Consider the following 22,529-nt stretch of genomic DNA (forward strand, 5'->3'; position numbering starts at 1 on the left):
TGCTTCTGCTCCCGATCCGACCAGTGGCCCCAACTGCTCACGGCATCCTACGGCGCGTCCCGGCCGAACTCCGCTGTGGGAGGATCAGCCATGAATTCGTTGTACACGCGACGTCGCATCCACGGCGTCACCCCCGGCCGCGTACACACCGCGCCATAGTCCTAACGTCGCACCCACGAGGAGCGTGCCCATGACCGCCCGTCCGATTTCCGAGACCGTTTCCTCGCTGATGCCCCGCGCGAAGACGGAGCTCGCCGAGTTGGTGGCCTTCCGGTCGGTGGCGGACCCCGCGCAGTTCCCCCGGAGCGAGTGCGAGGCTGCGGCGGGCTGGGTCGCCGACGCGCTGCGCGCCGAGGACTTCCAGGACGTCGCTCTCCTCGACACGCCGGACGGGACCCAGTCCGTGTACGGCCGCCTGCCCGGCCCGGCCGGCGCACCGACGGTGCTGCTCTACGCGCACTACGACGTGCAGCCGCCTCTCGACGAGTCCGCCTGGATCTCCCCGCCGTTCGAGCTGACCGAACGCGCCGGCCGCTGGTTCGGGCGGGGCGCCGCGGACTGCAAGGGCGGCTTCATCATGCATCTGCTCGCGCTCCGCGCCCTCAAGGCGAACGGCGGTGTCCCGGTCTCCGTCAAGGTGATCGTGGAGGGCTCGGAGGAGCAGGGTACCGGCGGCCTCGAGCAGTACGCCGAGGCGCACCCGGAACTGCTGGCCGCCGACACGATCGTCATCGGCGACACGGGTAACTTCCGCGTCGGGCTGCCGACCGTCACCGCGACCCTGCGGGGCATGACCATGCTGCGGGTGAAGCTGGACACCCTTGAAGGAAATCTGCACTCCGGACAGTTCGGCGGCGCGGCCCCGGATGCCCTGGCGGCGATGATCCAGCTGCTGGCGTCGCTGCGGGCCGAGGACGGCTCGACCACGGTCGACGGGCTCACGACCGGCGCGGAGTGGGACGGACTGCAGTACCCGGAGGACGAGTTCCGCAAGGACGCCAAGGTGCTCGACGGCGTGGAGCTCATCGGAGCCGGCACGGTCGCCGACCGCATCTGGGCCCGGCCCGCGGTCACCGTCATCGGCATCGACTGCCCGCCGGTGGTCGGTGCCACCCCGTCGCTGCAGGCGAGCGCACGGGCACAGATCAGTCTCCGGGTGCCGCCGGGCCAGGACGCCGCCGAGGCGACCGAGCTGCTGACCGCCCACCTCGAGTCGCACGCCCCCTGGGGCGCGCGGGTCTCGGTCGAACAGGTCGGCCAGGGACAGCCGTTCCGCGCCGACGTCACCAGCCCTGCCTACACCTCGATGGCCGAGGCCATGCGCCTCGCGTACCCGGGTGAGGAGATGCAGTCCTCCGGCATGGGCGGCTCGATCCCGCTCTGCAACACTCTCGCCGCGCTCTACCCGCAGGCCGAGATCCTGCTCATCGGGCTGAGCGAACCCGAGGCTCAGATCCACGCGGTGAACGAGAGCGTGTCCCCGGAGGAACTCGAGCGCCTCTCGGTCGCCGAGGCGCTGTTCCTGCGCAACTACGCGGAGTCCAGGAAGGGCTGAGGGCTCACCGGCCCCGGCGTACGCGCTCGGAGAAGTCGCCCGGAGCAGAATTCCGGGCGGCGGCCGACTGTCGTCCGTACGTTCGCCGTATGGACACCGTCGAGGTACTCCCGCAGCTCCACATGTTCCGCTTCCCGATCGGTCAGGCCTACGTCTGGCGTGACGGCGCGGACCTGACCCTGATCGACGCCGGTGACGTGCACGCGGCCGGCGCGATCGAGGGCGCCCTGCGCCGGCTCGGCCTGGATCCGGGCCGGATCCGGCGCATCGTCCTCACCCATGGCCACCGCGACCACTACGGCGCCGCACAGGAACTCGCCGACCGCCACGGCTCGGAGATCCTGGCCCACCGGGCGGACGCGCCGTACGTCCGGGGCGAGGAGCCTGTCCCCGATCCGGTGCTGCACGACTGGGAACGGCCCCTGTACACGCACGCGCTGACGGTCCCCGAGGCACCGCCCACACGCGTCGACCAGGAGCTGGAGGACGGCGACGAACTGTCCTTCGGGGGTGGCGCACGGGTGGTGCACTCCCCCGGGCACACCCCCGGCTCCATCGGCGTCCACCTGCCGGGCCACGGTGTCCTGTTCACCGGGGACTCCGTGGCCGGGGTCGGCCGGGTGATGCAGGGAGTGTTCAACACCGACCACGCGCAGGCGCGGTCTTCCTTCCGCCGGCTCGCCGCCCTCGCGCCCTCGGTCACCTGCTTCGGGCACGGTGACCCGCTCACCATCGACGCGCCGGCCGTCCTGCGGGCCGCCGCGGGGTGAACGGCGGCCGCATGACCTACCTGCCGCCCACGGGCACCCCGGCCTCCAGATTCAGCACGGTGGACCGCTCGCGGGCGCGCAGCGCCCAGCGGAGCCGCTCGAAGCGGGTGGGCGGGAGCAGGCCGGCCGCCTCCTCCTCGGTGACGAACCGCCAGCCGCGCAGCTCCGAACCCGGCAGCAGGAGTTGTGCGGCCTCCTCCGCGCGCAGGCGGCCGCCGTCGAACAGGAAGCGGAGCCCTCCGTACGCGGGTGGCCTCGGCGCCTCCCAGTCGACCACCAGGAGCGTCGGCGCCGTGTCCAGATGAAGCCCGAGCTCCTCCGCGACCTCCCGGACACCCGCCTGCGCGGGGGCTTCTCCCGCCTCCACCACACCGCCGGGGAACTCCCAGCCGGGCTTGTAGGTCGGGTCGACGAGCAGCACCCGGTCCTGCTCGTCGAAGAACAGCACCCCCGACGCGACGGTCTCCGCGCGCGGTTCGGGGGTCTGGACTATGCCGCACTCCCCGGCCTCACCGGTGCGCAGCGCCTCGGCGATCCGCTCGGCCGTCCCGTACGGGGTGAGCGCGCTGGTGTCGATCACGTGGGCGTCCGCCTCGATCCATCCGAGCGCCGCCCGGTAGGGCTCGATGTGCTCGTACGCCCACTGCCGGATCCGCTCGCTGTGCTCGGGATCGTCGGCGAATTCCTCACGCCCGGCGATCCGTCTTCGCAGGATCGTTTCCTCAGGTGAGAGCAGTATGTGGCGCACCGGTATGCGCCGGGCGGCGAGTCCGCCGAATATCTCGTCGCGGTAGTCCTGTCTGAGCAGGGTCATGGGCACCACGAGCACCCCGGAGACCTCCGCGAGGAGCGCGGCGGCCGTGTCGACCACCAGGCGCCGCCATATCGGCAGGTCCTGGAAGTCGGTCACCTCGGCGAGCTTCTTCTGTGGCAGCAGCCCGCGCAGTCCCCCGCCGGTCAGTTCGGGGTCGTAGAAGGTGCTGTTCGGGATCAGATCGATCAGTTCGCACGCGGCGCTGGTCTTGCCCGCACTGAACGCACCGTTGATCCAGACGATCACGGGTCCCCCTCTTCCGTAGCCCCCTGTGGCTTGCCCGCATCACCCCGCTCCGGAAACCCGCCGGGGTCATGCGGTTGCGGCGGGTGGCCCGGAACGGCCGGAGACCGGCACCGGTCCCCCGCGGCCGCGGGGGACCGGCGGGGACTACAGGGGCTGCGGAGACGCCAGGGCCCGCACTCCGTTCGCGGTGCCGGGCCGGGCCATGGAGGCCGCGGCCGCCGCGCCGACCAGGCCCGCGTCGGTGCCCATCACGGCTGACGTCACGGTGAGGTCCTCGACGAAGGAGAGGGTCGCGTAGTCGCGCAGGGACCTGCGCAGCGGCGCGAAGAGCACCTCTCCCGCTCCGGCCACTCCCCCGCCGATCACAGCGATGTCGATGTCGGTCAGCGTGGCGGTGGCGGCGATTCCGGCGGCGAGCGCCTGGGCGGCCCTCTCGAAGGAAGCGACCGCGACCGGATCGCCGGCCCGGGCGGCGGCGGCCACCGCGGCGGCCGTGGCATCCCCGTCCGGGCCGGGGCGCCAGCCGTTCTCCAGGGCTCGCCGCGCGATGTTCGGTCCGCTGGCGAGGCGCTCCACGCAGCCGCGGGCGCCACAGGGGCAGCGGTCACCGTCCAGGTCGACGCTGATGTGGCCGATGTGTCCGGCGTTGCCCGAGGGGCCGGGGTGCAGCTTCCCTCCGAGTACGAGGCCACCGCCGACGCCGGTGGAGACGACCAGGCACAGCGCGTTGTCGTAACCGCGGGCGGCACCCAGCCAGTGCTCGGCCGCCGTCATCGCGACCCCGTCGCCGACGAGCGTGACCGGCAGCCCGCCGGTTGCCGACGCCACCCGCTCCACCAGCGGGAAGCCGCGCCAGCCCGGGACGTTCACCGGGCTGACCGTGCCGGCGGAGGCGTCCACGGGCCCCGCGCTGCCGATGCCGACCGCTCCGGCCCTGTGCCACAGCTCGGAAGCCGTCAGCTCCGCCAGGACGTCGGCCACCGCGCCCATCACGGCCTCGGCGCCCTCGCGGGCGGGCGTGGGGCGCTGTGCCCGCAGGAGCAGGGTTCCGCCGCCGTCCACCAACGCTCCGGCGATCTTGGTGCCGCCGATGTCGAGCGCGGCGACGAGGTCGGTAAGCATCGGTGTGGACTCTCCGGAGGGGTGAGGCGCAGGACCTGCGAGTTCAATAGTCGGTCCGCCCAGTCTCCATTCTCTTGACAACGTTGTCCAGGGCCTATGCTCGACGCCACAGCATCCGGACCCCTCCCGCCACCCGCGAGGGCCCGAATCACCCGTCCCCGACGACAGGACAGCGCACCGTGGCCGAGACCGCCCGCCATTCCGAGTCCCGCTACGGCAACAGGCCGACCATGAAGGACGTGGCGGCCCGTGCCGGGGTGGGCCTCAAGACGGTCTCCCGCGTGGTGAACAGCGAGCCCGGCGTCACCCCCGACACCGAGCGCCGCGTCCAGGAGGCCATCGAAGCACTCGGGTTCCGCCGCAACGACAGCGCGCGCGTCCTGCGCAAGGGGCGCACCGCGTCCATCGGGCTGGTGCTGGAGGACCTGGCGGACCCGTTCTACGGCCCGCTGAGCCGCGCCGTGGAGGAAGTGGCGCGCGCCCACGGCGCACTGCTGATCAACGGCTCCAGCGCCGAGGACCCGGAGCGTGAGCAGGAACTCGTCCTCGCCCTCTGCGCCCGCCGGGTGGACGGCCTGATCGTGATTCCGGCCGGGGACGACCACCGGTATCTCGAACCCGAGATGAAGGCGGGCATCGCCACCGTGTTCGTCGACCGTCCGGCCGGCCGAGTGGACGCGGACATGGTCCTCTCGGACAGTTTCGGCGGCGCACGGGCGGGCGTCGCCCATCTGATCGCGCACGGCCACCGCAGGATCGGCTTCATCGGCGACCAGCCGCGCATCCACACGGCGACGGAACGTCTGCGCGGCTACCACGCGGCCCTGGCCGACGCCGGGATCGAGGTCGAGGACGCCTGGGTCTCCCTCGGCCCGACCGACCCGGCACGCGTGAGGGCGGCCGCCGAGACCATGCTGAGCGGCCCCGAGCCGGTGACCGCGCTCTTCGCGGGCAACAACCGTGTGACGGTCACCGCCGTCCGCGTCCTGGCCGAGTGCGACCGCCGGATCGCCCTGGTCGGCTTCGACGACATCGAGCTGGCCGACCTGCTGGGCATCACCGTGATCTCGCAGGACGCGTCGGCGGTCGGCCGGACCGCGGCGGAACACCTTTTCCGCCGCCTCGACGGCGCCGCCCACGCACCCGCCCGGGTGGAGCTCCCCACCCGGCTCATCCCGCGCGGCTCGGGGGAGCTGCCACCCGCCTCCTGAGGAGCCTTACGGCGCCGTCACGGTCAGCCCGCCGCGGCGGGGCGAGGCGAAGCCGTCCAGGTCCGCGCGGGTCAGGCCGGTGAGGCCGGTGACCTCGTCGGCGTCCAGGGCTCCGCAGTCGATGCCGCGGAGAAGGTAGCCGCTGAGCGCCTTCGCGGTGGCGGGCTCGTCCATGACGTCCCCGCCGGCCTTGGCGACGTAGGCGGCGAGCCGGGACGCGGCCTGCCCGAGGCCCTCCCGGTAGAAGGCGTAGACGGCGGCGTACCGGGTGGGCAGGTGCCCCGGGTGCATGTCCCAGCCCTGGTAGTAGGCGCGGGCCAGGGCGCGGCGGGTGAGGCCGTGGTGCAGCCGCCAGGCGTCGTGGACCTGTGTGGTGGGGCCGACCGGAAGCACGTTGGTGGAACCGTCGCAGACCCGCACGCCCGTGCCCGCCGCGGCGACCTGCATGACGGCCTTGGCGTGGTCGGCGGCCGGGTGGTCACTGGCCTGGTAGGCGGGGCTGACACCGACACACGCGCTGTAGTCGAAGGTCCCGTAGTGCAGGCCCGTCGCCCGGCCCCGTGCGGCGTCGATCATGCGGGCGACCGCGGCGGTGCCGTCGGCTGCGAGGATCGACTGGCTGGTCTCGATCTGGATCTCGAACCCGAGGCGCCCGGCCGGCAGGCCGTGGGTCTCCTCGAAGGCCTCCAGGAGCCGTACGAAGGCGGTGACCTGTTCGGGGTACGTCACCTTGGGCAGCGTCAGCACGAGGCCTTCGGGGAGGCCTCCGGCGCGCATCAGGCCGGTGAGGAAGATGTCGGTGGTACGGATGCCCCGGTCACGCACGGCGGCCTCCATGCACTTCATCCGGATACCCATGTACGGGGCCGCGGTCCCGTCGGCGTACGCCTCGGCGACCAGGCGGGCCGCACGGGCCGCCGCCTCGTCCTCCTCGGCGTCCGGGCGCGGCCCGTAGCCGTCCTCGAAGTCGATCCGGAGGTCCTCGACGGGCTCGCGCTCGAGCTTGGCGCGTACGCGGTCGTGGACGGGCCCGGCGAGCTCCCGGGGGATGGAGAGCACCTCGGCGAGCGCGGTGGCGTCGGGGGCGTGCTCGTCGAGCGCCGCGAGCGCCTGGTCGCCCCAGGTGCGCACGGTGGTGGCGGCGAAGGCGTCGGCGGGGACGTAGACGGTGTGGACGGGCTGGCGTGTACCGGGATCCCCCGGGTAGCGGCGGGCGAGTTCCGCGTCCACCGCCGTGAGGGAGGCGCTGATCTCCTGACCGACCGTGCCGGTGAGGCTCGTCGCCACCTTCTCCTGCTGACCCATGACCGTACCCTCCATGTGCTCAGTGTTTTCCACTTCCCGGAATCTTTCATCCGCATAGTGAAGTTATAAGCCCGCCGGTCGTGCGTCAATGGTGATCGGAAACGGCCCGGGGCCGCGCGGTGCGAACACCACGCGGCCCCGGGCCGTCGTACGGGCACAGCTCCTGCGGGGTCAGCCCTTGCGGGTCTTGACCTCGTCGGTGAGCTGGGGGACGACGGCGAAGAGGTCGCCGACGACGCCGTAGTCGACGAGGTCGAAGATCGGGGCCTCGGCGTCCTTGTTGACCGCGACGATGGTCTTCGAGGTCTGCATGCCGGCCCGGTGCTGGATCGCGCCGGAGATGCCGGAGGCGATGTACAGCTGCGGGGAGACCGACTTACCGGTCTGGCCGACCTGGTTGGTGTGCGGGTACCAGCCGGCGTCGACCGCGGCACGCGAGGCGCCGACGGCCGCACCGAGCGAGTCGGCGAGCGCCTCGATGATCGCGAAGTTCTCCGCGCCGTTGACGCCACGGCCGCCGGAGACGACGATCGCGGCCTCGGTCAGGTCCGGACGGCCGGTCGACTCGCGCGGGGTGCGGGAGAGGACCTTGGTGCCGGTGGCCGTCGCGGAGAAGGTGACCGCCAGGGCCTCGACGGCGCCCGCGGCCGGGGCGGCCTCGACGGCGGCCGAGTTCGGCTTGACCGTGATGACCGGAGTGCCCTTGGAGACACGGGACTTGGTGGTGTACGACGCGGCGAAGGCCGACTGCGTCGCGACCGGGCCGGAGTCACCGGCCTCCAGGTCGACGGCGTCGGTGATGATGCCGGAGCCGATACGGAGCGCGAGGCGGGCCGCGATCTCCTTGGCCTCGGCCGAGGAGGGCAGCAGCACCGCGACCGGGGAGACCGCGCCGTAGGCGGCCTGGAGCGCGTCGACCTTCGGTACGACCAGGTAGTCGGCGAACTCCGGCGCGTCGGCGGTCAGGACCTTGACCGCGCCGTGCTCGGCGAGCGCGGCGGCGGTGTCGGCGGCACCGTTGCCCAGGGCGAGCGCGACCGGCTCGCCGATGCGGCGGGCGAGCGTCAGCAGCTCCAGGGTGGGCTTGCGGACGGCACCGTCCACGTGGTCGACATAGACGAGAACTTCAGCCATGGGACTTCAATCTCCTGCGTGCGAAAGAGGCGGGGCGATGGAGGGAACGGCCGGGGCTCAGATGAACTTCTGGCCCGCGAGGAACTCGGCCAGCTGCTTGCCGCCCTCGCCCTCGTCCTTGACGATCGTGCCCGCGGTGCGGGCGGGACGCTCGGCCGCGGAGTCCACCGCGGTCCAGGAGCCGCCCAGGCCGACCTCGTCCGCCTCGATCTCCAGGTCCTCCAGGTCCAGGGACTCGACCGGCTTCTTCTTCGCCGCCATGATGCCCTTGAACGACGGGTAACGGGCCTCGCCCGACTGGTCGGTCACCGAGACCACGGCCGGCAGGGACGCCTCCAGCTGCTCGGAAGCGGAGTCGCCGTCACGGCGGCCCTTCACGGTGCCGCCGTCGACCGAGACCTCGGAGAGCAGCGTGACCTGCGGGACGCCGAGGCGCTCCGCGAGCAGCGCCGGGAGCACACCCATCGTGCCGTCCGTCGAGGCCATACCGCAGATGACCAGGTCGTAACCGGTCTTCTCGACAGCCTTGGCCAGGACCAGGGAGGTACCGATGACATCGGTGCCGTGCAGGTCGTCGTCCTCGACGTGGACGGCCTTGTCGGCGCCCATCGACAGCGCCTTGCGCAGCGCGTCCTTGGCGTCCTCGGGGCCCACCGTGAGCACGGTGATCTCCGCGTCGTCCGCCTCGTCGGCGATCTGCAGTGCCTGCTCGACCGCGTACTCGTCGAGCTCCGACAGCAGACCGTCGACGTCGTCACGGTCCAGGGTCAGGTCATCGGCGAAGTGCCGGTCGCCGGTGGCGTCGGGCACGTACTTCACACAGACAACGATCCTCAAGCTCACGCCGGCTCTCCTACTGCATCGTCATTTCTGGGCTGCCTTGTTGCACGCAGCATAGGCGCCTTATCGGGCGGTTTCCGGTCGGGGCGACCGAGCCCCCGGCTGAAATATTACTCGCCAGTACACCCAGTACGTTACCCATAAGCAAGCGCTTGGAACTGTGACGTAGCCAACGGCCGGACCCTGGTTCCGCCTTGCTCGCCCTCAGTCTCGCAGAGCCGTGAACCGGCCCTGGTGGTAGACCAGCGGCCGGCCTCCCCCGGAGGGGTCCCCCGCCACCACCTCGGCGATCACGATGCGGTGGTCTCCCGCGGGGATCCGGGCCACGACCCGGCAGACCAGCCAGGCCACCACACCTTCCAGGAGAGGCACTCCCTCCGGGCCCGTGCGCCACTCGGTGGACGGGCCGAACCGGTCGGCTCCGCTGCGCGCGAACGTCGTGGCCAGCTCCCGCTGCCCCTCACCGAGTATGTGCACGCCGATGTGCTCCGCCTCGGCGACCACGGGCCAGCTGGAGGACGAGGTGCCCACACCGAAGGAGACGAGCGGCGGCTGCGCGGCGACGGAGTTGAGCGACGTCGCGGTGAAGCCGACCGGGCCGGCGCCCGCGGCGGTGATCACGGCGACCCCGGCGGCGTGCTGCCGGAAGACGGAGCGGAGGAGTTCGGGAGCAGCCGTCCGGGAAGTGCCGAGATCGGGTGAGGCTGACATGGGGAGGTCCTTCTGCGAGGGGGGTGTACGGGTCCGTGGGTTCGTCAGGCACCCTGGCAGCGCGCGCTCGCGTGACGCACGAGGTCGACATGGACCCGGCCGAAGAGAAGGAGTTCTGGCGGCATAGCGTCAGAGTGACGATGCGTGGTGTGCACAGTCAAGTGCGTCCCGTCATGTGGGAGATGCGTCACGGTCCGTCACATCGCCTGCCCCAGAGCGGCGACGACATCCGCCGTACGCGGCTGACCGGCCGCCCGGCGCACGATGCGGCCCGTCGCGTCGAGCACCAGGACCGTGGGGGTCCTGGTGATGCCGAGGCGGCGTACGAGCGCGAGACGTGCCTCGGCGTCGATCTCGACATGGGCCACGCCCTCGACCATGCCCGCCACCTCGGCGAGCGTGCGCCGGGTGGCACGGCACGGCTGGCAGAACGCACTCGAGAACTGCACCAGAGTGGCCCGATCCCCCAGTTCCGCGCCGAGTTGAGCCGTGTCCAGCGTGTCGGCAGCTGTCTGCCCGTCCATTACGCCCTCCCTCTCAGAGCTCTGCGCAGAGGGTCAGCACCCTGCGGCCGCATTACATTCCCGGAGGATTCACGTGACGAGAATCTCTCGCCCCGGGCCCTTTGGGGCTGGCCACGGCGTCGCACATGGGGCACGATCGCCCCAATGCCGAAAACCTACGGCTGCGTAACTTCCGCCGGGAGAACCCTCCCCAGGCATTGAAGAAGGGTCTTCATCCAGATGGCAGAACTCGTCTATCGGCCGGTCATCGGCGCCGCTCGCACGCTGTTCAAGGCGCTCGACCTGAAGATCGACACCCAGGGTTCGGAGCACATCCCGAAGACCGGTGGCGCGGTTCTGGTCAGCAACCACATCAGCTATCTGGACTTCATCTTCACCGGACTCGGCGCCCTGCCCCAGAAGCGGCTCGTCCGCTTCATGGCGAAGGAGTCGGTGTTCCGGCACAAGGTGTCCGGGCCGCTGATGCGCGGCATGAAGCACATCCCCGTAGACCGCAACCAGGGCGAGGACGCCTACGCGCACGCCCTGGCGTCCTTGCGCTCGGGCGAGATCGTCGGAGTGTTCCCCGAGGCGACCATCTCGCAGTCCTTCACCCTGAAGAGCTTCAAGTCGGGCGCCGCGCGACTGGCACAGGAAGCCGGCGTACCGCTGATCCCGATGGCGCTGTGGGGCACCCAGCGGCTGTGGACCAAGGGGCGCCCGCGCAACTTCGGGCGCAGCCACACCCCGATCACGATCCGGGTGGGCGAGGCCGTCGAGGCACCCGCCGACCAGTACGCGGGGGCGATCACCCGCCGCCTGCGCGAGCGCGTCCAGGAGCTCCTCGAAGCCGCGCAGCGCGCCTATCCGGTACGGCCCAGGGACGCGGCCGACACCTGGTGGGTTCCGGCGCACCTCGGCGGTACGGCTCCGACACCCGCAGAGGCGCGCGAGCGCGGCTGACACGGCCGCGTGACGGAGGAGACGCCTCGCCGCCGTGGAGGCGGCAGGACGGTCGCCTCCGACGTCGCGGGGCGGGCACAGCGGTGCGGCCGGCCGGGAGCGCGATACGCTCCCGGCCGGCCGCACGCGCGTTCCCTTACTGCCGCGCCATCTCTTCCTTGAGCGCCAGCACGAAGGCGTCGACATCGTCCTCATGGGTGTCGAAGGCGCACATCCAGCGGACGTCTCCGGCCTTCTCGTCCCAGAAGTAGAAGCGGAACCGCTTCTGCAGCCGCTCGGTGACCTCGTGCGGCAGCCGCGCGAAGACGGCGTTGGCCTGGACCGGGTGGAGGATCTCGACACCGTCCACCGCCCGGACCCCCTCGGCGAGCCGCTGGGCCATGGCGTTGGCGTGGCGGGCGTTGCGCAGCCAGAGGTCGCGCGCGAGCAGCGCCTCGAGCTGGACCGAGACGAAGCGCATCTTGGAGGCGAGCTGCATCGACAGCTTGCGCAGATGCTTCATGGCCCGGACCGAGTCCGGGTTCAGGACGACGACCGCCTCACCGAAGAGCGCGCCGTTCTTGGTGCCGCCGAAGGAGAGGACGTCGACACCCACCGTGTTGGTGAACGTACGCATCGGCACGTCCAGCGACGCGGCGGCGTTGGCTATCCGGGCGCCGTCGAGGTGCACCTTCATGCCCCGCTCATGGGCGTGGTCGCAGATGGCGCGGATCTCGCCGGGGGTGTAGACGGTGCCGAGCTCGGTGTTCTGCGTGATCGAGACGACCTGCGGCATCGCCCGGTGCTCGTCGTCCCAGCCGTACGCCTCCCGGTCGATGAGCTCCGGGGTCAGCTTGCCGTCCGGGGTCGGGACGGTGAGCAGCTTGAGTCCGCCCACCCGTTCCGGCGCCCCGCCCTCGTCCACGTTGATGTGGGCGGACTCGGCGCAGATCACCGCGCCCCATCGGTCCGTCAGCGCCTGGAGCGCGACGACGTTGGCTCCGGTGCCGTTGAAGACCGGGAAGGCCTCGGCGGTGGGGCCGAAATGGCTGTGCATGACCCGCTGGAGGTGTCCGGTGTAGTCGTCCTCACCGTAGGCGACCTGATGTCCGCCGTTGGCGAGGGCGAGGGCCGCCAGGATCTCCGGGTGCGCTCCGGCGTAGTTGTCGCTCGCGAAACCACGCACCTGTGGGTCGTGGTGCCGTCGCGCGTCGGTCCTTACGGTTGCGGGGTCAGCCACAGACGCTTTCCGTTCACTTCTCCGGCGGGCTTGTCCCAGACCCCGGCGATGGCCTCGGCCAGCTCCTTGACGTCCGTGAAGCCCGCGAACTTCGCATTCGGGCGCTCGGCGCGCATCGCGTCGTGCACCAGTGCCTTGACGACCAGGATCGCAGCGGCCGATGTGGGCCCCGCGTCGCCCCCCGCCTTGCGGAAGGCGTCGGCGAGGGCGAGGGTCCACGCCTCTGCCGCCGCCTTGGACGCGGAGTAGGCCGCGTTGCCGGCGGTGGGGCTGCTGGCTCCGGCCGCGCTGATCAGCACGTACCGGCCGCGGTCGCTGCGCTGGAGGACCTCGTGGAAGGCCAGCGAGGTCGACTGCACGGTGCGGATCAGCAGTTTCTCGAGGAAGTCCCAGTCGGCGAGGCTGGTGTCCGCGAAGCCGGATCCGCCGCGCCAGCCCCCGACGAGGTGGACCAGGCCGTCGACCCGTCCGAATTCCTTCTCCGTCTTGAGGGCCCACTCCCGCGCGGCACCCGGATCGAGGAGATCGACCGTGTCGCCGGTGACGGTCGCTCCCCCGTGTGCGTATCGCGCGGCGTCGACCGCTTCGACGAGCCGCTCCGGATTCGCGTCGGAGGCGACCACGGTCGCCCCCGCCTCGGCGAGCCTGAGCAGCGTGGCCCGGCCCGCCGGGCCGGCGGCCCCGGCCACCGCGATCACCGCACCCTCGAGCACACCACTGTCGGCCCCGGCTGTTCCGTTCATCGCCACCGCCTCCTCAGAACCCACGCTCACGCGGCTGCCCGCCCGGAGTCCGCCGCAGTGATCCCCTTGGTGGAGGCGATCACGTGCTTCAGCTTCTTGGAGAGCGCCTCATAGAACATGCTCAGGGGAAACTCGTCAGGAAGCACGTCGTCGACGAGCTTGCGAGGGGGTTGTGTCAGGTCCAGGGCGTCCGGTCCCTTGGCCCAGCGGGATCCCGGATGGGGTGCGAGGTAGGTCGAGACCAGGTCGTACGCCGCGAACCAGTGGACCAGTTTCGGGCGGTCGATGCCGTCGCGGTAGAGCTTCTCGATCTCTCCGCAGAGCTGATTGGTGACCTGCGGGGCCCGGTCCCAGTCGATCTTGAGGGTGTTGTCGGTCCAGCGGACGACGTCGTGCTTGTGCAGGTAGGCGAAGAGCAGCTGGCCGCCGAGACCGTCGTAGTTGCGCACGCGCTCACCGGTGACGGGGAAGCGGAACATCCGGTCGAAGAGAACGGCGAACTGCACGTCGCGCCCCTGCCCGAAGCCGTCGGCCTCCAGCTTCACGGCCTCCCGGAATGCGGTGAGGTCGCAGCGCAGCTCCTCGAGGCCGTACATCCAGAACGGCTGGCGCTGCTTGATCATGAAGGGGTCGAACGGCAGGTCACCGTGGCTGTGCGTGCGGTCGTGGACCATGTCCCAGAGCACGAAGGCCTGCTCGCAGCGCTTCTGGTCGCCGAGCATCTCGCGGATGTCGTCGGGCAGCTCGAGACCCAGCAGACCCACGGACGCCTCGGTCACGCGGCGGAAGCGGGCGGCCTCACGGTCGCAGAAGATGCCGCCCCAGCTGAAGCGCTCCGGCGCCTCGCGTACGGCGATCGTCTCGGGGAAGAGCACGGCGGAGTTGGTGTCGTATCCCGAGGTGAAGTCCTCGAAGGTGATCCCGCAGAACAGCGGGTTGTCGTATCGCGTGGCCTCGAGGTCGGCGAGCCACTCGGGCCACACCATCCGCAGCACGACGGCTTCGAGATTGCGGTCCGGGTTGCCGTTCTGCGTGTACATCGCGAACACGGCCAGGTGCTGGAGGCCGTCGGTGCGGTCCTTGGCGGGCTGGAAGGCCAGCAGGGAGTCGAGGAAGTCCGGGACGCCGAAGCCGTCCTCGGCCCATCGGCGCAGGTCGGTGACGAGTGCGCGGTGGTAGGCGTCGTCGTGCGGGAGCAGTGGGGAGAGCTGCCGGACCGCTGCGACCACGCGCTCGACGACGGCCCCGGCCGTCTCGGGGGACGGAGCACCGTCCGCGGCGAAGTCGACGGAGCCGTCCTTGGACTGCCAGGGGCGGAGCTCCTCCACGGCGCTCTTGAGCAAGGGCCAGGCCGGGTGCTCCACGACCCGCTGGGCGGCGGCTGTCCGGTCGGTGGCGGTCGCTTGCTCAAGAATTTCCGTCATGACACTTCCTTCACGGGAGAACCTCTCGTCAAGCAACCGTATCCATGCTCGGTTCCTTCGGACAAGTGGGGGGCCGAAAAATATCCTGCCGCACCCCATCCTCACCGTTATTTTTCCTGCCACACCTCAGCGTGACAACTCCTTCCGTCGGAGTGACCGGGCGAAGGGCATCCCGCGGGAGCGAACTGGTTCCCTGGGGGTAGGAGCCGCGCGCGGGGCGGACACGACGGACGGAAGCAGGAGTGCCTTGACTTTTCTCACCATCGGTCATCGCGGGGTCATGGGTGTCGAACCGGAGAACACGCTGCGCTCGTTCACGCACGCCGAGCAGGCCGGCATGGACGCCGTCGAGCTCGATCTCCATCTCAGCAAGGACGGGGCGCTCGCCGTGATGCACGACGCGGCCGTGGACCGCACGACGGACGGACGGGGGCTCATCTCGGAGAAGACGCTGGCCGAGCTCCGGGAGCTCGACGCCGGGCAGGGCGAGCGGGTACCCGTCTTCGAGGAGGTGCTCGACGCGATCGGCTCCCCCGTTCAGGCCGAGATCAAGGACGAGGCGGCCGCGAGGGCCCTGGCCGAGGTGATGCTGCGGCGGGATCTGACCGGCCGTGTCGAGGTGTCCTCGTTCCACGACGCGGCGGTCGCCGAGATCGCGCGGCTGGTCCCCGGGGTGCGGACGGTGCTCATCGCCAGCCGCTGGGAGGGCGACGTGGTGGCGCGGGCGAAGGCGGTGGGCGCGGCCACGCTCGCCCTGAACCTCCGCCGCCTCACCCTCGAGGTGGTCGAGCTGGCGCACGCCGAGGGCCTGAAGGTGATCGGCTGGGTGGTCAACACCCAGGACCAGCTGCGGCTGGTCCGTGCGCTGGGACTCGACGGCGCGACGACCGACTACCCGGAGATCCGGCGCGCGGGCCGCTTCACCGCCTGAACCGGGGCCGCGGGGCCGGCGGGCGCCGCCGGTCCGGCGCTCTACAGCTCCTTGACCAGCAGCTCGAACGCGAGGTCGTCGCGCTGCGGGACGCCGAAGCGCTCGTCACCGTACGGGAAGGGCGTCAGCTCTCCCGTACGGCGGTAGCCCCGGCGCTCGTACCAGGCGATCAGCTCATGACGGACCGAGATCACCGTCATGTGCATCTCGCCCACACCCCAGTCCTCACGGGCCGTGCGCTCCGCCTCGGCGATGATCACCTTGCCGAGGCCGGCACCCTGAAGCTGCGGCGTCACCGCGAACATGCCGAAGTACGCGGCCTTCCCACGGTGTTCGAGCTGACAGCAGGCGACCGGGACGCCCTCCTGTTCGACGACGAGGACCCGGCCCGAGGGGGTCGCGAGCACCTCGCGCACCCCGTCGGCGTCGGTCCGCCGGCCCTGGAGGATGTCCGCCTCGGTGGTCCACCCGGCCCGGCTCGCGTCGCCCCGGTAGGCACTCTCCACGAGTCGCACCAGGACCGGCACGTCGTCGTCGGTCGCGTCGCGGAAGGTGGGTTCCGCCCGTGTCGTGGCCGGTGCGCTGTCCATGTGGTTCTTCTCCCGTGATGTGCCGCCGCTGTGCATGCCCGAGACTAACCCGCCCCCCCGGCCGCCCCCCGCAGGCCCGGGCACGCGCCCCCAGTACCCCAATGCGCCCCGGTAACGGCATCCGGAACGGGGCATCGATGGGACGACACCGGCGTCGATCGCCGCAGGGGGAGGTACACCGTGCACGGACCGGCGCTGTCCGGCTGGCTGCTCATGGTGTTGTGCGGGGCCACAGGGGCGTACTGCCTGCTGCGGACCCGTGACGGCACGGAGCGGGAACGCAGATCGGCGCGCGCGGAGGCGCTGATGGGTTTCGGGATGGCCGCGATGGCGGTGCCCACGGCCCTGCTCACCCTCCCGGCGCGGACGTGGGTGCTGTACGCGGCGGTGTTCGGAGCCGCCTCGCTGCACGCGGTGGTACGCGCCAGGGACGGCGGGCACCATCTCCATCATCTGGTCGGTTCGCTGGCCATGGTCTACATGGCCGTCGCCATGGCTCCGGGAGCGTCCCACGCGGCGGACGGCGCTCATTCCGGACACGGAGCGGGGGCGGCCGGAGGCGTGCCCGTGCTGACGGGTGTGTTCCTGACGTACTACGCGCTGTACGTCCTGCGTTCCGCCGGTCGGCTGATACCGGCTCCCCTGCCCGCCGGGCCGCCCCTCGGCGGCAGTACCGACGTCCTGGCGGGCCCGGGCGGGCGACCGGAGCTGGCCCTGGCCTGCAGGCTGGCGATGGGGACGGCCATGTTCGCCATGCTGCTCACTCTGTGAGACAGCGGGTCCCCGGCCCCGTGTCGTACGTCACTTGGCGTGCGCTGCCATACCCGTGGGTACCGCGGCACTCATAGGCTGACGCCCATGTTGGTCTCCCTCGCGCTGCTGCTGCTCGGTGCACTGGCCGCCGTCGCGGCCCCGGGCCTGATGGCGAGGGCCCGTTGGCCGGAGCGTGAGCCGGTCGTGGCCCTGTGGGTCTGGCAGTGCGTGGTCGCGGGGGTCCTGCTGTCGTTCGGACTCTCGATGACACTCAGCGCGGCCGCCGCCTGGCAGGCCGTCCGCGGCCATGTATTCGCCCCCGCCCCGAGTGGCGTGGTGGAGGCCTACGCCTTCGGCGCGTACGGCCCGTGGTCGGCGGTCATCGCGGTCCTGCTGGCACTGGGCGGGATGTGGACGGCCGCCATGCTCGTACGGGAGATCCACCGGGCCCGGTCCCGCCGCAGGCAGCGGCGCGGTGAACTGCTGGTCCGCGCCCCGCTGCTGCCGGGCGAGGAGCCCGGCGGCGGACGCCTCGTGGTGCTGGAGGGGGAGCGGCCCGATGCGTGGTGGCTGCCGGGCTCGGCACCCCAACTGGTCATCACCACCGCGGCACTCGGCCGGCTGAAAGGCCGTCAGCTCGATGCCGTGCTGGCACACGAACAGGGCCATGCGCAGGCCCGGCACGACTGGCTCCTGCACTGCTCGGACGCGCTCGCGACCGGATTCCCGCAGGTGCCGGTGTTCGCCGCCTTCCGCGACGAGATGCACCGTCTCGTCGAGCTGGCCGCGGACGATGTCGCCTCCCGGCGCTTCGGCCGCCTCACGATCGCCCTCGCCCTGGTCGAACTGAACGAGGACCGGGGCGTGTTCGGACCGGCGCCCGCATCCGGAGCCCATGTCCCCCTCAGGGTCAACCGCTTGCTCACACCGGTGGAACGCCTGACCGCGGGCCGGCGGCTGCGGCTGACGGCCGCCGCCGCACTGGTGCCGGTCGTACCGCTACTGGTGGCCTTCGTGCCGGGACTCAGCGCTCTGGGATAGCTTCACGCGCGGGTCGTGAACGAGTATCGGCTCCATGCACTCCCCCCCTCACCCTCCACGCACCAGGTCCCCCCAGCTCGTCACGGGCCTCGTCTGCGCCGCCCTGTCACTCGCGCTGCTCGTGCTGGTCGCGGCAGGCTGGTCGCCCCTCACCTCACTGGACACCACGGTGGCCGAGGCGTTGCACCGCCGCGCGGTGACCGAACCGGGGTGGGTCCATGTCAACCGAGTGCTGACGGACTGGGTATGGGATCCCTGGACGATGCGGGTGCTGACCGCCGCCGTCGTCCTCGCCCTGTGGTGGCGCGGCTCACGGCTGCTCGCCGGCTGGGTCGCCGCGACCAGTCTGCTCGCCACGCTCGTCCAGCAGGGGCTGAAGGCGGCAGTCGGCAAGGACCGTCCACGATGGGCCGACCCGGTGGACTCGGCGCAGTACGCGGCCTTCCCCTCGGGCCATGTCATGACCGCGGCCGTGACCTGCGGTCTGCTGCTGTGGCTGCTGCGCCTCCACGGCGCGCAGGCCCCTCTGTGGTGGGGCGCGTCGGCGCTCGCCGCCGTCTCCGTGGCCGGTGTGGCGTGGACACGCGTGTACCTGGGCGTGCACTGGCTGACCGACGTACTGGGCGGCGCGCTGCTGGGAGGCACCGTGGTCGCGCTCTCCACGGCCGCCTACGGCGGGTACACCGCGCGCACCCGCCGGCCGGCCGACGAGCAGGACCCGCCCTTGTAGGCGCCTCGGCGAGCGGCCATCATCGCGTCATGCAGATCAAGGGTGCGCTTTTCGACTTCTCCGGGACCCTCTTCCGGATCGAGTCCGTCGCCACGTGGCTCCGTGCCGTCCTCGACTCGCGGGGCGTCATCGTGGGACAGGCGGACTTCGAACGGTTCACACGTGACCTGACCGCCTCCGGAGCGCTCCCGGGAGGCCCGCCGCCCGGGCGGATCCCACCGGAGCTGGCCACCGCGTGGGCGGGCCGTGACCTCCGTGCCGAGCTGCACCGGGCGGCGTACACCGGTCTGGCCCGCCAGGTGGACCTGCCGGACCCCGCCCTGCACGACGCGCTGTACGAGCGCCACATGAGCCCGGATGCCTGGCAGCCCTACCCGGACGCGGCCGAGGTGCTGCGCGGGCTCCGCCGCGACGGCGTCGCGGTCGGCGTCGTGAGCAACATCGGCTGGGACCTGCGTCCCGTCTTCCGCGCGCACGGCCTGGACGAGCTGGTGGACGCCTACGTCCTGTCCTACGAGCACGACGCCCGGAAGCCCGATCCGCGCCTCTTCCGCACGGCGTGCGCCTTGCTGGGGCACGATCCCGCGGACGTGGTCATGATCGGTGACGACCGCCACGCGGACGCGGGCGCGGCCGTTCTCGGGTGTGAGGTGCGTTTCGTGGACCATCTGCCCGTCACGGAGCGACCGGACGGGCTGCGGTCTCTCGGATTGTCGGAAATGACCGGGAAGGGGCCCCACAGGCCCGGTTCGTAAAGGATTCCGGGAGGAAGTGTGAGGGATATCCCTGCCCCTGAGTGGGGTCGAGCGCCCTGCGGGGGTTTAGCTTGGTGGACATGTCCCCGTATCCGAACCCGTCCGTCGCCGTGCGCCCCGCCTCCGTGGTCAATGAAGAGATCCGGACCCTGTGGAAGCGCGCGGGCGGACTGCTGTCCCCGGACGACGAGACGACGTATCAGCGACTGCTCGTGGAGTGGGCCGCGGCCGCGGGAACGAGTGTCCGGCCGGCCGCCTGAGCCTCGGGGCGGCGTGCTGCGCCCCGCCTGATTCCGGCGATCCCCCGCATCGCCGGAGTCAGGGGTACAGCATGTCCCCGTGCCGCCCGCGGGTCAATGGAGATCGTGGTGCCCCGCCGGACGTGTCCGCCCGGCGGGGCACTCGTTCTCACCGCGGAGTCAGCGGGTCGTTCAGCGGTCGAAGTAGTCCGGCTGCGTCTGCACGTTGAGCTCGGGCAGCCGCACCTTCTTCGCCGGGTCCGTGCGCCGGTCGTCGAGCTTCAGGACGTCGAAGCCCTTGGCTATGTCGTTGGAGTAGATGTAGCCGTTGTAGTAGTACGCCGACCAGGGGCCGGCCGTGGTGACGGCGTCCGTGGAGACGGGACCGCGCTCGAAGTACGCGATCTCCTTCGGCTTGGACGAGTTGGTGAAGTCCCACACGGAGACCCCGCCCTGGTACCAGGCCTGGACCATCAGGTCCTTGCCCTTGACCGGGATGATCGAGCCGTTGTGCGCGACGCAGACCTCGGTGTCGGCCTGCGGGCGGTCGATCTTGAAGTAGCTGCGGAAGACCAGCTTGCGGTGGTCGCCGCGGCCCGTGATGTCGTAGATGCCGTCGGCGCCGCGGTTCGGGCCGATCTCGTCGTTGCAGGTGGCCGCGCCGCCGCCGCCGAGCTCGTCGGTGAACACGACCTTGTCCGCGCCCTGGTTGAAGGTCGCGGAGTGCCAGAACGCGAAGTTCACGTTGTCCTGGACCCGGTCGATGATCTTCGGGTTCGCCGGGTCCTTGATGGAGAACAGCAGACCGTCCCCCATGCACGCCCCGGCTGCCAGGTCCTTCGAGGGGAGCACGGTGATGTCGTGGCAGCCCGTGGTCTTCGAGACGCCCGGGTTGTCCGGTGCGCCCGGATTGCCGCCGTCCGGGAAGAGCACGGGGAAGTTCACGATCCGGGCGCGCTCGGGCGCGCCGCGCGGCACCTTGATGACGGAGATGCCGTCGTGCGGCGGCTGGCAGTCCGGGAACGTCTCGTTCGGTGAGTACGACGAGACGTAGACGTACACGTCCTTGCGCTCGGGAACGATCGTGTGGGTGTGCGAGCCGCAGGCGGTCTCGACGGCGGCGACGTACTTCGGGTTGCGCTTGTCGCTGATGTCGAAGACCTTCATGCCCTCCCAGGAGGACTTCTCCGTTGCCGGCTGGGTGGTGCTGGCACACGAGTCGTCGCTGCGCGAGGAGTCGGTCGACAGGAAGAGCAGGTTCCCGGAGACGGAGATGTCGTTCTGCGAGCCGGGGCAGAGAACCTGCGCGACGGTCTTCGGCTTCTTCGGGTTGCGGATGTCGAAGATCCGGAACCCGTCGTAGTTGCCGGCGTAGGCATAGGTGCCCTGGAAGGCCAGGTCCGTGTTGAGCCCCTGGAGCGCGTCCTTGGGGATGTTCGTGAGGTGCTCGATGTTGTCGCTGTGGACTATCTCGTCCACGCCGGGTATCTCACCGCTCCGGATGGCGGCCCTGGCTTCGGCCTGTTCGCTCACGGAGACACCGCTGGGGGTGGTGGCGCTGTCGCCCGGGTCGGGTGTCGCAGCCGCGGGTCCGGCCGTGAACAGCGTGGCGATGAGCCCGGCCGCGGCTGCCGCCACTCCCAGACGTCTGCGCCGCACGCTGGTGGTGTGCAACGAGGTCACTGCGTCCTCCCTTGTATCCGTCCGTCGAACAACGGTTCATGGACCCCGGCAGTATCGTCCCTCGCGTGTACACACCAACAGATGGCAACAGAGACGTAATAAAAGTTTTTGATCATCGACCGGTGATAGGTGTTAGGACGGTCTGCAACACACTCATGTGGCAATGGAGGTCACCGTGCTGATGCCCCGTCGGACACGCAGCGGACGCGCGACAGCCCTGCTGGCGGCGCTCGCGGCCGCCGTCCTCACCCTGGGCGGCTGCGACGGGGGCAGCGGCGGCGACGGGGTGGAGACCGGTGCGGACGCGGGGCCTCCGGTCCTGGCACCCGGGAAGCCCGGCGAGCCGGCCAGGACGCTGTCGGCCGAGGAAGCGGCGAAGGCCGCAGGGGACGACACCCCCAACTCCGCCGACTTCCGGTACGCCCGCATGATGATCGAGCATCACGAACAGGCCCTCGTGCTCACCGCTCTCGTTCCCGGGCGCGGGTCCTCCACGTCGGTCGGACGTCTCGCGAAGCGCATATCGGCAGCCCAGAAGCCCGAGATCGGCGCGATGGAGGGGTGGCTGAAGAACAACGGTGGTGACGAGCGCGAGGAGACCCACGACCACGACGCGATGCCCGGCATGGCGACGGACAAGCAGATCGAGCAGTTGCGCGGCGAGCGGGGCAAGGCCTTCGACCGGCTCTTCCTCGAGCTGATGATCACCCACCATCAGGGGGCGGTCACCATGGCGACCGAGGCTCTCGCGGACGGCAACAACGTACTGGTGGAGGAGATGGCCAACGACGTCGTCGCGCAGCAGACCGTGGAGATCGACCGTATGCGCGGGCTGATGACCTGAGGGGGCCGTCAGCCCTGGCCGAGGCGCTCGGCCTGCAGGTCCGCTCCCCCGAGGACGCTGTCCAGCAGGCCGGGGAAGAGGGCGTCCAGGTCTTCCGTCCGCACACAGCTCAGTTTGGCCGTGCCGCGGTAGAACTGCGTGATCACGCCGTTCTCACGGAGCACCCTGAAATGGTGGGTGGTGGTGGACTTGGACACCGGGAGATCGAAGCGGGAACAGGCCTGTTCGTCCGCAGCGCCGGCGAGCTGACGGACGATCCGCAGCCTGATCGGGTCGGACAGCGCGTGGAGCACGCCCTCGACGCGGATCTCTTCGCGCGCGGGGTGGGCGAGCACGCGAGCGGCGTTCGTCGTCACGATGGCTCCACTTCGTGCGGGGGCTTCCATCATACGAGATTCATCGT

At 70.9% G+C, this 22,529-nt stretch carries 24 protein-coding genes; 11 read left to right on the plus strand and 13 right to left on the minus strand.

Annotation, left to right across the window (positions count from 1 at the left end; translation table 11 throughout):
- Window positions 1–190 precede the first annotated feature (190 nt).
- Window positions 191–1,555 (plus strand): dipeptidase, encoded by a 1,365-nt coding sequence (locus ACIRJR_RS16040; RefSeq protein ID WP_403779977.1) that lies wholly within the window; start codon window positions 191–193, stop codon window positions 1,553–1,555.
- Window positions 1,556–1,644: 89 nt separating this feature from the next.
- Complete coding sequence (locus ACIRJR_RS16045; protein WP_403779980.1) at window positions 1,645–2,325, plus strand: MBL fold metallo-hydrolase; 681 nt, start codon at window positions 1,645–1,647, stop codon at window positions 2,323–2,325.
- 16 nt (window positions 2,326–2,341) lie between these two features.
- On the opposite strand, the gene ACIRJR_RS16050 is transcribed toward ACIRJR_RS16045, so the two are convergent.
- Window positions 2,342–3,385 (minus strand): NUDIX domain-containing protein, encoded by a 1,044-nt coding sequence (locus tag ACIRJR_RS16050; protein ID WP_403779983.1) that lies wholly within the window; start codon window positions 3,383–3,385, stop codon window positions 2,342–2,344.
- Between the two features lie 144 nt (window positions 3,386–3,529).
- Window positions 3,530–4,507: an ROK family protein gene (locus ACIRJR_RS16055; protein WP_403779987.1), complete on the minus strand. Its 978-nt coding sequence runs from the start codon at window positions 4,505–4,507 to the stop codon at window positions 3,530–3,532.
- Window positions 4,508–4,686: 179 nt separating this feature from the next.
- On the opposite strand from ACIRJR_RS16055, the gene ACIRJR_RS16060 reads away from it, so the two are divergent.
- Entirely contained in the window at window positions 4,687–5,718 is a 1,032-nt protein-coding gene (locus ACIRJR_RS16060) for a LacI family DNA-binding transcriptional regulator (protein ID WP_403779990.1), read from the plus strand.
- Between the two features lie 6 nt (window positions 5,719–5,724).
- On the opposite strand, the gene ACIRJR_RS16065 is transcribed toward ACIRJR_RS16060, so the two are convergent.
- From ACIRJR_RS16065 to ACIRJR_RS16085, 5 genes are all read right to left on the minus strand, one after another.
- Entirely contained in the window at window positions 5,725–7,023 is a 1,299-nt protein-coding gene (locus tag ACIRJR_RS16065; protein ID WP_403780350.1) for a DUF6986 family protein, read from the minus strand.
- Between the two features lie 171 nt (window positions 7,024–7,194).
- Window positions 7,195–8,157, minus strand: coding sequence for an electron transfer flavoprotein subunit alpha/FixB family protein (locus ACIRJR_RS16070; protein ID WP_403779993.1), 963 nt, complete (start codon window positions 8,155–8,157; stop codon window positions 7,195–7,197).
- 57 nt (window positions 8,158–8,214) lie between these two features.
- Window positions 8,215–9,000, minus strand: coding sequence for an electron transfer flavoprotein subunit beta/FixA family protein (locus ACIRJR_RS16075; protein WP_033305351.1), 786 nt, complete (start codon window positions 8,998–9,000; stop codon window positions 8,215–8,217).
- 201 nt (window positions 9,001–9,201) lie between these two features.
- Window positions 9,202–9,708 (minus strand): flavin reductase family protein, encoded by a 507-nt coding sequence (locus tag ACIRJR_RS16080; protein WP_403779996.1) that lies wholly within the window; start codon window positions 9,706–9,708, stop codon window positions 9,202–9,204.
- A 197-nt stretch (window positions 9,709–9,905) separates the two neighbouring features.
- Entirely contained in the window at window positions 9,906–10,232 is a 327-nt protein-coding gene (locus ACIRJR_RS16085) for a TlpA family protein disulfide reductase (protein WP_403779999.1), read from the minus strand.
- 219 nt (window positions 10,233–10,451) lie between these two features.
- Here ACIRJR_RS16085 and ACIRJR_RS16090 point away from each other — a divergent pair, with 219 nt between their 5' ends.
- On the plus strand, window positions 10,452–11,174 hold the full coding sequence (locus ACIRJR_RS16090) for a lysophospholipid acyltransferase family protein (protein ID WP_403780002.1): 723 nt from the start codon (window positions 10,452–10,454) through the stop codon (window positions 11,172–11,174).
- Between the two features lie 136 nt (window positions 11,175–11,310).
- Here ACIRJR_RS16090 and ACIRJR_RS16095 read toward each other — a convergent pair whose 3' ends face one another.
- Genes ACIRJR_RS16095 through ACIRJR_RS16105 form a run of 3 tightly spaced genes read right to left on the minus strand, consistent with a single transcriptional unit; the run spans window position 11,311 to window position 14,560 of the window.
- Window positions 11,311–12,393 (minus strand): threonine aldolase family protein, encoded by a 1,083-nt coding sequence (locus tag ACIRJR_RS16095; protein ID WP_403780005.1) that lies wholly within the window; start codon window positions 12,391–12,393, stop codon window positions 11,311–11,313.
- Window positions 12,372–13,136 carry an SDR family NAD(P)-dependent oxidoreductase gene (locus ACIRJR_RS16100; protein WP_403780008.1) on the minus strand — a complete coding sequence of 255 codons (765 nt, stop codon included), beginning with the start codon at window positions 13,134–13,136 and terminating at the stop codon, window positions 12,372–12,374. Before ACIRJR_RS16100 ends, ACIRJR_RS16095 begins: the two co-directional genes overlap by 22 nt.
- 26 nt (window positions 13,137–13,162) lie before the next feature.
- The gene (locus tag ACIRJR_RS16105) at window positions 13,163–14,560 is read right to left on the minus strand and encodes a DUF6421 family protein (RefSeq protein ID WP_403780011.1); all 1,398 of its coding nucleotides are present in this window, start codon (window positions 14,558–14,560) and stop codon (window positions 13,163–13,165) included.
- 280 nt (window positions 14,561–14,840) lie between these two features.
- On the opposite strand from ACIRJR_RS16105, the gene ACIRJR_RS16110 reads away from it, so the two are divergent.
- Complete coding sequence (locus ACIRJR_RS16110) at window positions 14,841–15,491, plus strand: glycerophosphodiester phosphodiesterase (protein WP_403780353.1); 651 nt, start codon at window positions 14,841–14,843, stop codon at window positions 15,489–15,491.
- 41 nt (window positions 15,492–15,532) lie between these two features.
- On the opposite strand, the gene ACIRJR_RS16115 is transcribed toward ACIRJR_RS16110, so the two are convergent.
- Window positions 15,533–16,081, minus strand: a complete 549-nt coding sequence (locus tag ACIRJR_RS16115) for a GNAT family N-acetyltransferase (protein ID WP_403780014.1) — start codon at window positions 16,079–16,081, stop codon at window positions 15,533–15,535.
- Between the two features lie 180 nt (window positions 16,082–16,261).
- On the opposite strand from ACIRJR_RS16115, the gene ACIRJR_RS16120 reads away from it, so the two are divergent.
- The 5 genes from ACIRJR_RS16120 (at window position 16,262) to ACIRJR_RS16140 (ending at window position 19,620) form a co-directional block, all read left to right on the plus strand.
- The gene (locus ACIRJR_RS16120; RefSeq protein WP_403780017.1) at window positions 16,262–16,852 is read left to right on the plus strand and encodes a DUF5134 domain-containing protein; all 591 of its coding nucleotides are present in this window, start codon (window positions 16,262–16,264) and stop codon (window positions 16,850–16,852) included.
- Window positions 16,853–16,939: 87 nt separating this feature from the next.
- Entirely contained in the window at window positions 16,940–17,875 is a 936-nt protein-coding gene (locus ACIRJR_RS16125; protein ID WP_403780020.1) for a M56 family metallopeptidase, read from the plus strand.
- 34 nt (window positions 17,876–17,909) lie between these two features.
- Window positions 17,910–18,605 (plus strand): phosphatase PAP2 family protein, encoded by a 696-nt coding sequence (locus ACIRJR_RS16130; RefSeq protein ID WP_403780023.1) that lies wholly within the window; start codon window positions 17,910–17,912, stop codon window positions 18,603–18,605.
- A 29-nt stretch (window positions 18,606–18,634) separates the two neighbouring features.
- Window positions 18,635–19,360, plus strand: a complete 726-nt coding sequence (locus ACIRJR_RS16135; RefSeq protein ID WP_403780026.1) for an HAD family hydrolase — start codon at window positions 18,635–18,637, stop codon at window positions 19,358–19,360.
- An 80-nt stretch (window positions 19,361–19,440) separates the two neighbouring features.
- On the plus strand, window positions 19,441–19,620 hold the full coding sequence (locus ACIRJR_RS16140; protein WP_403780029.1) for a hypothetical protein: 180 nt from the start codon (window positions 19,441–19,443) through the stop codon (window positions 19,618–19,620).
- Window positions 19,621–19,791: 171 nt separating this feature from the next.
- Here ACIRJR_RS16140 and ACIRJR_RS16145 read toward each other — a convergent pair whose 3' ends face one another.
- Window positions 19,792–21,282 (minus strand): LVIVD repeat-containing protein, encoded by a 1,491-nt coding sequence (locus ACIRJR_RS16145; RefSeq protein WP_403780032.1) that lies wholly within the window; start codon window positions 21,280–21,282, stop codon window positions 19,792–19,794.
- 181 nt (window positions 21,283–21,463) lie between these two features.
- Between ACIRJR_RS16145 and ACIRJR_RS16150 the strand changes: the two genes are divergently transcribed.
- Window positions 21,464–22,126, plus strand: a complete 663-nt coding sequence (locus tag ACIRJR_RS16150) for a DUF305 domain-containing protein (RefSeq protein WP_403780356.1) — start codon at window positions 21,464–21,466, stop codon at window positions 22,124–22,126.
- Between the two features lie 8 nt (window positions 22,127–22,134).
- On the opposite strand, the gene ACIRJR_RS16155 is transcribed toward ACIRJR_RS16150, so the two are convergent.
- On the minus strand, window positions 22,135–22,512 hold the full coding sequence (locus tag ACIRJR_RS16155; RefSeq protein WP_403780359.1) for an ArsR/SmtB family transcription factor: 378 nt from the start codon (window positions 22,510–22,512) through the stop codon (window positions 22,135–22,137).
- Between the last annotated feature and the right edge of the window lie 17 nt (window positions 22,513–22,529).

Origin of the sequence: Streptomyces sp. NPDC102402 (assembly GCF_044765765.1) — a bacterium.
In the GTDB taxonomy this organism is placed as follows: Bacteria; Actinomycetota; Actinomycetes; order Streptomycetales; family Streptomycetaceae; genus Streptomyces.